Here is a 12,705-nt window from a genome sequence, read left to right as displayed (position 1 = left end):
TCGGCGGTCATGGCCATCGACGTGCTCTCCGACGTGCTCGGTACCGTCCGCCTCAAGGGGGCGGTGTTCTTCGATGTGACCTGCCACGAGCCCTGGGTCGAGGAGACGCCCGCGGGAAGCGAGATCGTCGACAACGTCCTGCCGGGCGCCGAGCATCTCGTCCCGTACCACGTCGTCAGCGAAGGCGGGTGCTGGGCAGGCATCGTGGGGACCCAGCCGGTGTGGCTCGAAGCAGGCTCGGTGATCGTGTTTCCCCAGGGCGACGCGCACGTCATGTCGAGCGCGCCGGGGATGCGGCGCCCGGCGGACCCGGCGAAGTACGCGCCTCCCCGGGACGGCCAGCTTCCGATCGCGGTCACCTCGGGGGAGAGCGGCCCTCGCCCGACACGCTTGGTCTGCGGTTATCTCGGGTACGACGCGCGGCCGTTCAACCCGTTGATCGCGGCGCTCCCGCGCGTGCTCGTGATCCGCGATCGTGACGGCGCGAGCCCGGGGTGGCTGACGCGGTTCGTCGATCTCGCGCTCACCGAATCGCGGAACAAGCGCGCGGGCGGGCAGTCGATCCTCGGGCGCTTGAGCGAGCTGATGTTCGTCGAAGCGCTGCGCCGTCATCTCGAGGGCGCCGGCGGCGAGCAGACGGGGTGGGTCGCGGGGCTCCGCGACGCGAACGTTGGACGCGCGCTCTCCCTCCTTCACGAGAAGCCGAAGCACGCGTGGACGCTCGAGGATCTCGCGCACGAGGTCGGTCTGTCGCGATCGGCGCTCGCCGAGCGGTTCACGCAGCTCGTCGGCCAGCCACCGATGCAATACCTGGCGCAGTGGAGGATGCAGATCGCGGCGGGCATGCTGGCGGGCGGGGCGAAGGTGCTCGAAGCGGCGTTCGGAGTGGGCTACGACTCGGAGGCGGCGTTCAGTCGCGCGTTCAAACGCATGGTCGGTGTCTCGCCGGCGGCATGGCGCGATCGCAACGGTCCGAGCCCGGTCCCGGCCGCGCCCCAGTTCTGAACCCTCCGGCTCGCCGCACGTATTCACCGGCTCGAGGTGAGCCGATGCGGTCCGTGACTCTGGCGCTTCTCTTCCTTCTTCCGGCGGGCGGTGCCCATGCCGCCGACCCCACGGCGCGAGAGATCTGTGTGCGATGGCGGCAGGCCATGCACGCGCCGGCCCCCGGCAAGCCGGGAACTGCGATGCTCGTCGCGACGTCGAAGGAGGGGGGCATCCCCGGCAAGGTCGAGGAGTGGGTGACCACGGCAGGCGACTACCGCGCCGTCGTCACGCGTGAGTTCGACGAGACCGAGGTCGTGATCACGGCCCACAGCCAGCTCCGGCGCGATTGGAACGGCTTCCTCCGCAAGGTCGAAGGCGACGAGCTCGCGCGCCTTCGCGCGGACACGTTCGAGCGGACCGTCCTCGCGTTTGGGCCGACGAAGGCGATGGAAGCGGCCGCGATGTCCGCGAGCGCGGACGGCAAGCAGTACGTGTTGAAGCTGGCGGCGCCGGGAGGCAAGCCCGTGTCGTGGACGATCGACGCCGCGACCGCGCTCCCGGTGGCGTACGCGCGTCCCGGCGAGGACAGCGTGATCGCGACGGCATACTCCGACTGGCGCGATCTCGGCGGCGTGAAGATGCCCGCGCACGGCAAGGTCACCGAGACGAACAAGCCCGACTACGAATGGGATCGTTCCGATGCGAAGCTCTCGGCCGGGATCTCCGCCGACAAGTTCGCGGCACCGAAGGCCGGACCGTCGGACGTCAAGATGGACGCGGTCGTGCCGCCGATCCCGTTCGACTTCGACAGCGCACACATCATCTTCCAGGCGTCGATCAACGGCCGTCCGCCGATCGGGTGGCTCCTCGACACCGGCGCCGACCAGCAGGCGATCAACTCGACGCGCATGGCCGGCTTCGGCCTCAAGAGCTACGCCGCGACCCAGACCACCGGCGGCGGAGGCACCGCCGACTACGAGTTCGCCTCGGGAGCGACCTTCACGCTCCCCGGCGTCGAGCTGCGCAATCAGCACGTCGCCGTCATCGACGAGACGGGGCTCGAGAAGGCGCTCGGCGTCCCGCTGGGCGGGCTCCTCGGCTACGACTTCATCAGCCGGTTCGTCGTGGAGATCGACTACGACAAGAAGCTCCTGACCCTCCACGATCCGGCGAAGTGGACGTACACCGGGAGCGGGTTCATCGTCCCCGTCGTCTTCGACAACGGCATCCCGTTCACGAACGCGACGATCTCCGTCCCGACGAAGCCGGCGATCCCCGCGTACTTCGTCCTCGACTTCGGCGCGCAGGAGACGATGACGCTCACGTCGCCCTACGTGAAGGCGCACGACCTCGCGCGCCTCGCGCAGACGAACGCCACCGTGAACCGGCCGACCGGCCTCGAGAACCAGTTCTTCGCCCAGAACAACGTCCGCGGGCGCGTCGATAAGCTGACGATCGGCAAGATGGTCGTCGCCGACATCCCGATCAACATGTCGGTCAACACCGAAGGCGCGTACGCGAGCGAGAGCTTCTCCGGCACCGTCGGCGAGTCGATCTACCGCCGTTATCACGTCTTCCTCGACTACGCGCGCGCGCGGATCATCTTCGAGCCCACCGCGGAAGTCGGGAAGCCGTTCCCCGAGCGGCGCACGTTCGGCCTCTCGGTCCTCGCGACGGGCGACGATCTCCATACGTTTCCCGTCACCGGCGTGCGGCCAGGATCGCCCGCGGACAAGGCCGGGTTCAAGAAGGGCGACGTCATCACCGCGGTCGACGGCACGCCGGCAAAGGATTTTGCGCTCGGTCAGTTCCGCAACTGGTTGTCGAAGGAAGGAGAGAAACACCGGTTCGAGGTCGCTCGCGGCGGTGAGACGATCACCCTCCCGGTCACGGTCGAGCTGATCTCGCTCGATGCGAAGTAATGGGGACATTCTGCTCTTTCTTTCAGAGCTTCGAACTGCAGAAGCTCTGAAAGAAAAAACAAATATCCCCATTACGAAGGCAGGAGCGTCCGCTTCCCGATCGCGACGCGGAACCCGTAGATGGCGATCGCAAGCACGATGGCGAGGACGACGTAGCCGCGCCACGCGTACCAGCGGCCGATGCCGAACGGCGCCTCGACGAGGAGCGCGATCACCACGGTCATGACGGTCGCCGTGACCTGACCGATACGGAACGCGATCACCGCGAGAGTGGCGTTCGCGATGAGGAACGCAATCTTCACTCCCGGAGGGAGCGCGATCCCCGCCCAGCCGCCGGCGAAGACGAGGCCGAGGCCGATCCACGCAAGGAGCTCTCGGCGCAGCGCGAGCTTCAAGAGTAGAAACGCTCCCGTGAACATCCAGGTGTAGCCGATCGATGCGAAGACGTCGAAGAGCAGATCGGACCAGAAGCGCCCCGCGTAGAAGACCGGCGTCGCCAGCATCGCGTTCAGCCCCTTCCAGCCAAGGGGAACGCCGATGATCCACGGGAGCGCCCAGCACGCGATGCTCGTCGCTCCGATGGCGGTGCCGCAGAGCACCTCGCGTCCGACGAGCGGGTCGCGCCAGCGGCCGTCCAGAAGACGCGTCCAGGCGATGAGCCGGTGGGGAGCATTGCGCCTCAGGTAAGGCTCGATCGCGACGTAGGCGAGCCAGACGCATGCGGCGCCCATGAGCGCGATCCCGATGCATTCGATCCAAGTCCACCAGATGAACTCGGCGTCGGCCCGCCACGATTGATGGGGAAGGAGGCACAAGAAGCAGAACGCTCCGGTGATGGCTGCCGACTTCATGGCGCCGGCGCGGGACGCCCGATCGAGCCGGAGGTTCCGGCGCGCCAGAAAGGACAGCATGAGAAAGGTGGCGAGAATGACGCCGACGATGAGTCCCGCCGCGAACCTCTGGGACACGCTCGCGAACTCCGCGCCCATGCGGGACGAGCGATCGGTCGGCAGGATCACGGAGAAGCGGTCGACACGCCCACGCCAGGCGGCTCCCTCGATGCGCACCTCGGTGCTCCCGATCGTTCCCTTCCACGCACGCCGCTCGTCCGCGGGAACGAATGGCGCCCACTGCGGCTCCGCTTCCCGAAACGCCGCGAGATCGAGGCCGGCCAAACGAAAGGGGACGGCCCAATCCACGGACCCGAGAGCCGGCGTCTCGGGAGAGATCGTCTCGTCGGGCATCACGATGACATCGCGGAGATTCCCGGCCATGTCGGTGACGACCCGCGTCTCTCCCGAAAAGTACGGAGGCGGCTCCTCGAAGTTCACCCCGTCCTCTCGCCGGGGCGGGTCGAGGTACTGCGGACTCTGCCGGTAAGCGAAGATCATCGGCGAAGGCCGGAGCGTTCCCATCTCGGCGACGGAGCCTGCCTTCGCGGCCGCATCGGCGTCCCAGTGCGTTCCCCACCATGTCATGACCGGACGCGATTCGAAGCCGAGCGTCTTCAGGATCTGGCCGATGCCGTCCTCGAGGACCTCCGGAGACTTCGGCGCAGCGATGAGGTTGAGCGGCGCGTAGCGAGAGATCGCGACGACCGAGATCGCGATCGAGGCGAGCGCAACGACGAGCCACGCGGTGGCGCGGGGAAGCGAAAGCGTTCCTTCCTCTCCGGCGGCCGCGACGAGCTCGGGTGAAGGCGTCTCTCCCGCGGCGAGCGCGGCGGCGAGCGGGTCGCCGCCGGGGAGCATCGCCGCGAGGTGGGTGGCCGACGCCGGGCGTCGCGCGGGATCCTTCTCGAGGCACCGCAGCATCGCCTGCTCGGCGGCCGGATCGAGCTCGGGCACGTGCAACGACGGCTTCGATGGGATCGACGACGCGTGCGCCGATCTCCACTCCGCGAGCGTCGCCGCCTCGAGGGCGCGCTTGCCAGTGAAGACCTCGTAGAGGACGAGGCCGAGCGCGTAGAGATCCGAGCGCGCGGTCGCGGGCTTGCCGGCGAGCTGCTCCGGCGACATGTACGCCGGCGTGCCGGCGCCGTCGCCGGCTTCCTCCGTCTCCGCGACTGCAAGGCCGAAGTCGGTGATCTTCGCATGACCGCGACCGTCGATCATGACGTTCGCAGGTTTCAGGTCGCGGTGGAGCACCCCGCGCTCGTGCGCCGCGGCGAGCCCGGCGCAGAGCTGGCGCGCGATCTCGACCCCCTTCGCGGGAGGGAGCCGCCCGATGCGACGCAGCAGCGAGACGAGATCCTCGCCGTCGACGTATTCCATCGTGAGAAACGTGCGGCCGTCCGACTCGCCGACGTCGTAGACGCGGCAGACGTTCGGGTGCGCGATCGTGCGGGCGAGCCGCACCTCGTCGTCGAAGCGCTTGCGCCGGCCGGGATCGGCGGCGACGTCTTCCGGGAGGAATTTGAGCGCGACCGCTTCGCCGAGCCTGAGGTCGTCGGCGCGGTACACCTCGCCCATGCCGCCGCGCCCGACGAAGGCGACGATGCGATAACGGCCGGCGAGCATCGTGCCCGGTGTGAAAGCGCGCGGCGCGGAGATCGGGGTCTGCGCGCTGATCTCGGTCGGGGCCGACGTCGGCGTGACGAGCGGAGCGCCGCACGCGGGGCAAAAGCGGTCGCCGTCGGAAACGGGCCGCGTGCATCTCGGGCAGCGGTGCATCGGGCGGATTCTAAGACAGCTACTCGAACGGACCCTCGATCAGCGGTACGATCGGTGTCCAAATGACGCTGTGGGTCGCCGCTGGTCTCCTCGTCTCGCTCGCCGTGGGCGTCGACGAATCGCTACGGGCGACGCTTCTCCGGATGGGAAGGGACGATCAAGAGGCGATCCGGATCGCGACCGCGAATCCTTCCCGGCCGCCGAGCGAGCAGGAGAGCCGTCAGATCAACGACATCGGGCAGCGGAATCGCGGGCTCATCCGACAGATCGTGCAAGAGCACGGCTGGCCGGGGCGCAGCGTCGCCGGCGACGACGGGGCGCACGCGGCGTGGCTCGTGGTCCAGCACATGGACGAAGACGTCGCGTTTCAGCGGAGCTGTCTCACGCTCATGCAGGAGGCGTTCTCGGCGGGAGAAGTCAGCGCGCACGATCTCGCGTATCTGACCGACCGCGTCCTCACCGGCGAGGGCAAGCCGCAGATGTACGGGACCCAAGGCACGGGCGTGACCTCGCGCGAGGACGAGGCCCGCATCGACAGAAACCGCGCGGCGATCGGGCTTCCACCTTGGCGGGATGCGGTGAAAGAGCGACAGAGGGACTACGCGAACGGCTATGGACGCGGTCGCTAACGTGGTCGGGTGGGACGACATCGTCGCCGCCTCGACGCGGCTTCGTGGGATCGCGCGCAAGACCCCCGTCATGACCTCGTCTCAGCTGGACGAACGGCTCGGCGCGAAAGTGTTCCTCAAGTGCGAGACCTTCCAGCGCGCCGGGGCGTTCAAGATCCGGGGCGCCTACAACGCGATCTCGCGCATCGCCGACGAGGACCGCGCGCGCGGCGTCGTCGCCTACTCGTCGGGAAACCACGCTCAAGCGGTCGCGCTGGCTTGCCGTCTCCTCGGCATGAAGGCCACGATCGTCATGCCGAAAAACGCGGCAAAAGTGAAGCGCACGGCGACGGAAGCGTACGGCGCCCGCATCGTGACGTACGACCCCGCGACCGAGAAGCGCGAGGAGGTCGCGCGCGGGATCGGGGGCGTTCTCATTCCGCCGTTCGATCACCCCCACGTGGTCGCGGGGCAGGGGACGGTGGCGAAGGAGTTGTTCGAAGAAGAGGGCGAGCTCGACCTGCTCCTCGTGCCGTGCGGCGGCGGAGGCCTCCTCTCCGGCTCGTCGATCGCCGCGCGCGCGCTCAGTCCGCGCTGCAAGGTCATCGGCGTCGAGCCGGCAGGCGCCGACGACGCCGCGCGGTCGTTTCGGTCGGGGAGGCTCGAGCGCTGCGATCACCCCGAGACGATCGCCGACGGTGCGCGCACGGCGTCCTTGGGCGAGATCACCTTCCCCATCATCCGGAAGAACGTCGACGACATCGTGACGGTGAGCGACCGCGAGATCGTCGTCGCGATGAAGCTCCTCTGGGAGCGGATGAAGCTCGTCGTCGAGCCGACCGGTGCGTTGGGGCTGGCCGCGGCGCTCGCGGGGAAGGTCGAAATCGGCGGGAAGCGCGTCGGGGTCGTCGTCAGCGGCGGCAACGTCGATCTTGTCGAGGCGGCGGAGCTCATGAAGGCGATCTGAGAACTCGATCCGCTCGGATACGTATCGAAGCCTCTCGAGGAGGCACGATGCTCACTCTCTTGCTCGCCGCGTCCGTACAGATCGCCGCCGGCGCCCCCCAGCCGCTGACCGGGATCGAAAACGCGTTTCCGTCCTGGTCGCCCGATGGAACCAAGATCGTCTTCCAGTCGAACCGATCGGGGGAGTGGCACCTCTACGTCATGGGCCCCGACGGCTCGGGCCTCAGCGATCTCACGCCGGCGATGAAGGACTGCCGGAACCCGTCCTTCTCGCCCGACGGCTCGAAGATCGTGTTCTATTCCGCCGCGACCGGGAACGACGAGATCTATGTGATGAAGGCCGACGGCACCGCCGTCAAGAACCTCACGAACAACCCGGCGAGCGACATCCACCCGCACTGGTCGCCCGACGGGAGCAAGATCATCTTCAACTCGCTCCGCGACGACGCGAACGCGTACGACGTCTATCTCATGAACGCTGACGGCAGCGGCGTGTCGAGGCTCACCGCGACCAAGGAAGACGAGACGTGCGCGCAGTACGCGCCCGACGGGAAGCACCTCGTCTTCCTCCGCGGCTTCGGGAACGGCAACGACGACATCATGCTCGCGGGCCCCGACATGAAGGACGCGAAGAACCTCTCGGACAGTCCCAACGCGAACGAGGGGTGGCCGAGCTGGTCCCCCGACGGGAAGCGTGTGCTCTTCTCGTCGAACCGAACCGGGGTCATGGTCGTCTATGTGATCAACGCGGACGGCACCGGCCTGCGGCCGCTGACCGACGGCATGGCGACCTCCGAGGACGCGCGCGCCGTCTTCTCGCCCGACGGCACGAGGATCGCTTTCACGCGGCGGCGCGGCAAGTCCATGGATATCTGGATCATGCCGGTCTCGGGCTGAACGCACATCGGGGCATAATCCTGGGCCGTGATCGCCGCCGGCACCCGACTCGGTCCCTACGAAATCCTGGCGCCGCTCGGCGCCGGCGGCATGGGAGAAGTCTGGCGGGCGAAGGACACGACGCTCGATCGCGAGGTCGCGCTCAAGTTCCTCCCGGCCTCGGTCGCGAACGATGCGGAGCGTCTCGCTCGCTTTGATCGCGAAGCGAAGGTGCTCGCATCGCTCAACCACCCGAGCATCGCGGCGATCTACGGTTTCCACGACGAGGGGGGCCAGCGGTTCCTCGCGATGGAGATGGTGCCGGGGCTCGATCTTGCGGAGCGCCTGAAGTCGGGCCGGCTTCCGATTCAGGAAGCGCTCGACGTCGCGCTCCAGATCGCGGAGGCGCTCGAGGCGGCGCACGAGCGCGGCATCGTCCACCGCGATCTCAAGCCGGCGAACGTCAAGCTCACCCCGGACGGCAAGGTCAAGGTCCTCGACTTCGGCCTCGCGAAGGCGCTGGACGCGAGGCCCGACGGGTCGCGCGACGCCTCGATGTCGCCGACGATCACGTCGCTCGGCACCGTGTCGGGCGTCATCCTCGGCACGGCGGCGTACATGAGCCCCGAAGCCGCGCGCGGACGCACCGTCGACAAGCGCGCCGACAACTGGGCGTTCGGCTGCGTCCTCTACGAGATGCTCACGGGGCAGCTCGCTTTTCCCGGCGAGACGGTCTCCGACACGATGGCGGCGGTGCTCACGCGCGAGCCCGATTGGTCCGCCCTCCCCGCGGGCACTCCCGCGCACGTGAAGGCCCTCATCGCTCGATGCCTCGTCAAAGAACCCAAGGAGCGCCTCCGCGACATCGGCGACGGAAGGATCGCTCTCGAGGAGGCGCCGGCACGGGCGGAGTCGGTCGCCGTTTCACGATCTGTCCCCATGTGGATGTATGGAGTCGTCGTCGCTGTCGCGGCGCTCGCGGTCATCGGTGGATTGGTGTTCGGCCGCAAGGCTGCGGTCACGCGTCCGCCGGTCTTCCGTCCGCTCACGGTTGGCAACGGCATCGTGCAGTCCGCGCGCTTCACCTCCGACGGTGGAACGGTGATCTACGGCAGCGCCTTCGACGGCCGGCCGCTCTCCCTCTTCTCGATGCGCGCGGACGGTCTCGAGTCCCGACCGATCGATCTGCCGAGCGCGGACATCGCCGGGATCTCGCGGGACAGCAAGATGGCGCTCCTCCTGGGCCGGCATTACGCGGGGAGCTGGCTGCGCACCGGGACGCTCGCGCAGGTCGCCCTCACCGGAGGCACGCCGCGCGAGCTTCTCGAGAACGTCTTCGACGCCGACATCTCGCCCGACGGAAGTCAGTTCGCCGTCGTCGTCGGCGATGGAGGCGATCAGGTGCTCCAGTACCCGATCGGCAAGGAAGTTTTCCGAAGCCACGGGTGGATCGGCCAGCCGCGCATCGCCCCCGACGGTAAGCGCGTCGCGTTCGTCGACCACCGGGTCTGGGGAGACGATCTCGGTGAGATCAAGCTGATCGACGTCGACGGCAAGGTCCGGTTGCTCGGATCGGAGCAGCAGTACACGCAGGGATGCGCGTGGGCTCCCGACGGCAAGACGGTCTGGTATTCGAACTCGAGCGACTTCGAGGGAGGACAGGTCTTCGCGGTCGAACCCGGGCGGCCACCCCGACTCGTCATGCGGATTCCCGGCATTGTGCGGCTCCAGGACGTCGCGTCCGACGGACGCGTGCTGATCGTGACCGACGACACCTGGATCACGCTCGCGGGCGAGCTGGCAGGCGACATGAGCGAGCGCGTCTACTCGCTCGGGTCGAACGACACCGCCGCCGGCATCTCGGCCGACGGCTCGAGCTATGCGGGATCGGACAACGTCGTCATCGACGGTGACTACACCGTCTTCTTCCGCCGCGGCGATGCGCCCGCGGTGCGCCTCGGTCCGGGGCTCACCGTCGGCATGACGCCGGACGCCAAGTGGGTCCTGGCGACGACGACGCTCAAAGAGACGCGCGGGCTCACGCTCCTTCCAGTCGGCGCGGGACAGCCGCGCCCGCTCGACCTACACGGCGTGCTCTACAGCGGGCTCGCCGGGCATTACCTGCAGTTCTCGAGCGACGGACGACGATTCGCGTTCGTCGGCAGCAAGGGCACCGAAGGACGCGCAGCCTACGTCTTCGACCTCGGCGACGGCGTGCCGCGCAAGGTCTCGCGGGAAGGGGCGACCGGGGCGGTGATCTCCATCGACGGAACAAAGGTCGCCGTCGCCGATCCTGTGCGCGGGATGTACGTGGTCTCGTCCGCCGGCCAGGTCCCGGTCGCGGGCGTTCCGAAGGAAGAGGTGCCGCTCGGCTGGACGGCGGACAGCGCGGCCGTCCTCTCCTGGGACCAGACCCTCCCGCCGCGGATCATGAAGACCGACCTCGCAACGGGAAAGCGCGAGCTGTTCCGAGAGCTACGGCCCGTCGATCCGGTGGGGACGGCCTACGGGTGGCTCCTCATCAGTCCCGACGGCAAGTACTACCTCCAGCGCTGCCGCCGCATGCGGAGCGCGGTCGTGCTGGTGACGCCGCACGGTTAGCTCAGAAGCGCATTCACCGCATGAATCTCGTCCTGGTTCACCGTATGCGGCATGCCGGGGTAGATCCGCTTGTCGACGATGGCGCCCATCTTGGTGAGGACCGCGGTCGACTCGTGCACGCGCTCGAGAGGGACGTGCGGGTCGACGTCGCTGCTGCCGATGAAGATCGGCGTGCCGTCGAACGAGCCTGGATAGCTGCGCGGCGTTCCGGGCGGGCCGATCAGTCCGCCGGTGAAGGCGACGACCGCCGCGTAACGTCCCGCGTTGCGCGCCGCGAACTCGAGCGTGAGACAAGCGCCCTGCGAGAATCCCATGATCGCGAGTCTCTCGCGCGGGACGGCGAGCTGATCGACGACGGCGCCGACCCGGCGGAGCGCCGAGCCGAGATAAGGCTCGTTCTGCGGGATCGGCGCGAGGAACGAATACGGATACCAGGTGCCGCCGGCGGCCTGCGGCGCGACGAAGGCGACGTCGTTGACCGAGAGCTCCGACGCGAGCCCGAGGATGTCTTCCGCCGACGCGCCACGACCGTGAAGGAGAATCGCGACGAGGCGCGCCTCCCCGATCGGCGCGCCGGCGTGGAGCACCTTCTGTCCGGCGTGAGGGTCGGCGCTCACCGGCTCACGTGCGGAAGCGTGAGGGGCGGGAGCGCGCGCTCGAGGCTCTTCCGGTAGGACTCGACGTGCGGGGGAAGCATGAGGCGCTCGCCGAGGTGATCGGCGGGCTCGTCGATCGCGAAGCCCGGCGGATCGGTCGCGATCTCGAAGAGGATGCCGCCCGGCTCGCGGTAATAGATCGAATGGAAGTACGTCCGGTCCATGACCGGCGAGACGTTGAAGCCGTCGCCGACGAGGCGCTTCCGCCACGCGAGCTGCTGGGTGTCGTCCGGCGTGCGCCACGCGATGTGATGCACCGTTCCGCCGCCGAGGCGCCCGGGCCGGCTGTCGGGCGCGCAGACGACGTCGACGAGCTTGCCCGGGCCGCCCACGCCCATGCGATAGCGGAAGCGATTGCCGTCGTTCCCCGCGGGCGTCAATCCCATGACCTTCTCGAGGAGGGCCGCGGTCTTCTCGTAGCCCTCTTCCAGGAGTGTCGCGCTGTGGAAGCCGGCGATCGCGTTGCCGTGCGAAGGCGTCGTGTCCGTCCCGACGATCTCGAGCGGCAGGCCGTCGGGATCTTCGAATCTGACGACCTGTTCGCCGAAGCGTGTCTCGACGTCGCGGATTTCGTGGCTCGCGAGGCGCTCCTGCCAGTAGCCGATCGATCCCGCGGGAACGGCGAAGCTCGTGGCCGCCACCTGGCCCGTGCCGACGAGCCCGCGGCGCACGCCGACCCAGGGGAAGAACGTGAGGATCGAGCCCGGGCTCCCTTTCGCGTCGCCGAAGTAGAAGTGATAGGTGCCGGGGTCGTCGAAGTTGACGGTCAGCTTCACGAGGCGGAGACCGAGCACGCCCGTGTAGAAGTCGAGATTCCGCTGGGGGTCGCCCGCGATCGCGGTGATGTGATGGATGCCGGTGATGGTCGGTTCGCTCATGAGAGTTTCCTCCCCGATCCGACGATGATAACCGCGCGCGTGGTTGCCGGCGTCGTCACCTCGTGCCATATTCCTCGGACGATGCGTCGCTGCGGCCGATCTCTGCTCGCTCTGTCGTGCCTCGTCGTCTGGGTCTTCGTCACGCCTTCGCTGGTCCTGTGCGAGAGCGGGAATGGACACAAGGCGATCGAGCCGATGACGTCGGCGTGTTGTGAGCAAGGGTTCTTCGGCGGCACGACAAGCGGCTCGGAGATGTCGTCGAGCGATTGCGGCGACGCCTGCGTCGATACGCCGCTCATCAGCGGTGCCGAGATCTCCTCGTCGCCGTCGGTCGCGAAGCTCGGGGTCGTCGCGGTTGCCGTCGCCGTCCCATGCGCGAGCTGTTCGGCTCTGCCTCGTGTTGCCGACGCTCGCTTCGAGCCTCCGCGCGGTTCGTCCTCGCTCCCGACCGTCCTCCGCATCTGATCTTCTCCTGAGCCTCTCGGGCGCCGCGGGTCTAACGGCCTGCGGCCGGGCAGCGCCGTTCACGCACGGAGGAG

Annotated in this window: 10 protein-coding genes; 7 read left to right on the top strand and 3 right to left on the bottom strand. The window is 68.3% G+C overall.

All coding sequences use genetic code 11. From position 1 onward, the window contains the following. The first annotated feature begins 9 nt into the window (after positions 1–9). Entirely contained in the window at positions 10–1,005 is a 996-nt protein-coding gene (locus VFV19_18185; GenBank protein HEX4826235.1) for an AraC family transcriptional regulator, read from the top strand. 44 nt (positions 1,006–1,049) lie between these two features. Further along, entirely contained in the window at positions 1,050–2,909 is a 1,860-nt protein-coding gene (locus VFV19_18180; GenBank protein ID HEX4826234.1) for a PDZ domain-containing protein, read from the top strand. A 71-nt stretch (positions 2,910–2,980) separates the two neighbouring features. On the opposite strand, the gene VFV19_18175 is transcribed toward VFV19_18180, so the two are convergent. Further along, entirely contained in the window at positions 2,981–5,581 is a 2,601-nt protein-coding gene (locus tag VFV19_18175; protein ID HEX4826233.1) for a serine/threonine-protein kinase, read from the bottom strand. A 62-nt stretch (positions 5,582–5,643) separates the two neighbouring features. Here VFV19_18175 and VFV19_18170 point away from each other — a divergent pair, with 62 nt between their 5' ends. Genes VFV19_18170 through VFV19_18155 form a run of 4 tightly spaced genes read left to right on the top strand, consistent with a single transcriptional unit; the run spans position 5,644 to position 10,632 of the window. After that, entirely contained in the window at positions 5,644–6,210 is a 567-nt protein-coding gene (locus tag VFV19_18170; GenBank protein ID HEX4826232.1) for a DUF6624 domain-containing protein, read from the top strand. Continuing rightward, positions 6,194–7,156 carry a threo-3-hydroxy-L-aspartate ammonia-lyase gene (locus VFV19_18165; protein HEX4826231.1) on the top strand — a complete coding sequence of 321 codons (963 nt, stop codon included), beginning with the start codon at positions 6,194–6,196 and terminating at the stop codon, positions 7,154–7,156. Before VFV19_18170 ends, VFV19_18165 begins: the two co-directional genes overlap by 17 nt. A 47-nt stretch (positions 7,157–7,203) precedes the next feature. After that, positions 7,204–8,052 carry a hypothetical protein gene (locus VFV19_18160; protein HEX4826230.1) on the top strand — a complete coding sequence of 283 codons (849 nt, stop codon included), beginning with the start codon at positions 7,204–7,206 and terminating at the stop codon, positions 8,050–8,052. Positions 8,053–8,079: 27 nt separating this feature from the next. After that, entirely contained in the window at positions 8,080–10,632 is a 2,553-nt protein-coding gene (locus VFV19_18155) for a protein kinase (protein HEX4826229.1), read from the top strand. Here the strand turns inward: VFV19_18155 and VFV19_18150 are convergent. Together VFV19_18150 and VFV19_18145 are read right to left on the bottom strand one after the other, a co-directional pair. Beyond that, complete coding sequence (locus VFV19_18150; protein ID HEX4826228.1) at positions 10,629–11,249, bottom strand: dienelactone hydrolase family protein; 621 nt, start codon at positions 11,247–11,249, stop codon at positions 10,629–10,631. The two genes, VFV19_18155 and VFV19_18150, sit on opposite strands and share 4 nt — an antisense overlap. Continuing rightward, complete coding sequence (locus VFV19_18145; protein ID HEX4826227.1) at positions 11,246–12,166, bottom strand: ring-cleaving dioxygenase; 921 nt, start codon at positions 12,164–12,166, stop codon at positions 11,246–11,248. The genes VFV19_18150 and VFV19_18145 overlap by 4 nt, the downstream gene beginning before the upstream one ends. An 81-nt stretch (positions 12,167–12,247) precedes the next feature. On the opposite strand from VFV19_18145, the gene VFV19_18140 reads away from it, so the two are divergent. Beyond that, positions 12,248–12,631, top strand: coding sequence for a hypothetical protein (locus tag VFV19_18140; GenBank protein ID HEX4826226.1), 384 nt, complete (start codon positions 12,248–12,250; stop codon positions 12,629–12,631). Positions 12,632–12,705 lie beyond the last annotated feature (74 nt).

It is taken from the genome of Candidatus Polarisedimenticolaceae bacterium, assembly GCA_036275915.1.
Taxonomy (GTDB): domain Bacteria; phylum Acidobacteriota; class Polarisedimenticolia; order Polarisedimenticolales; family DASRJG01; genus DASRJG01.
The sequence above is the reverse complement of the archived record's forward strand: the minus strand, read 5'-3'. Positions and strand labels throughout refer to the sequence as shown.

Bases quoted from the DNA above. Each gene is read 5' to 3' on its own strand.
- VFV19_18185 (HEX4826235.1), top strand. From the start codon at position 10: ATGGCCATCGACGTGCTCTCCGACGTGCTCGGTACCGTCCGCCTCAAG.
- VFV19_18180 (HEX4826234.1), top strand. From the start codon at position 1,050: ATGCGGTCCGTGACTCTGGCGCTTCTCTTCCTTCTTCCGGCGGGCGGT.
- VFV19_18175 (HEX4826233.1), bottom strand. From the start codon at position 5,581: ATGCACCGCTGCCCGAGATGCACGCGGCCCGTTTCCGACGGCGACCGC.
- VFV19_18170 (HEX4826232.1), top strand. From the start codon at position 5,644: ATGACGCTGTGGGTCGCCGCTGGTCTCCTCGTCTCGCTCGCCGTGGGC.
- VFV19_18165 (HEX4826231.1), top strand. From the start codon at position 6,194: ATGGACGCGGTCGCTAACGTGGTCGGGTGGGACGACATCGTCGCCGCC.
- VFV19_18160 (HEX4826230.1), top strand. From the start codon at position 7,204: ATGCTCACTCTCTTGCTCGCCGCGTCCGTACAGATCGCCGCCGGCGCC.
- VFV19_18145 (HEX4826227.1), bottom strand. From the start codon at position 12,166: ATGAGCGAACCGACCATCACCGGCATCCATCACATCACCGCGATCGCG.
- VFV19_18140 (HEX4826226.1), top strand. From the start codon at position 12,248: ATGCGTCGCTGCGGCCGATCTCTGCTCGCTCTGTCGTGCCTCGTCGTC.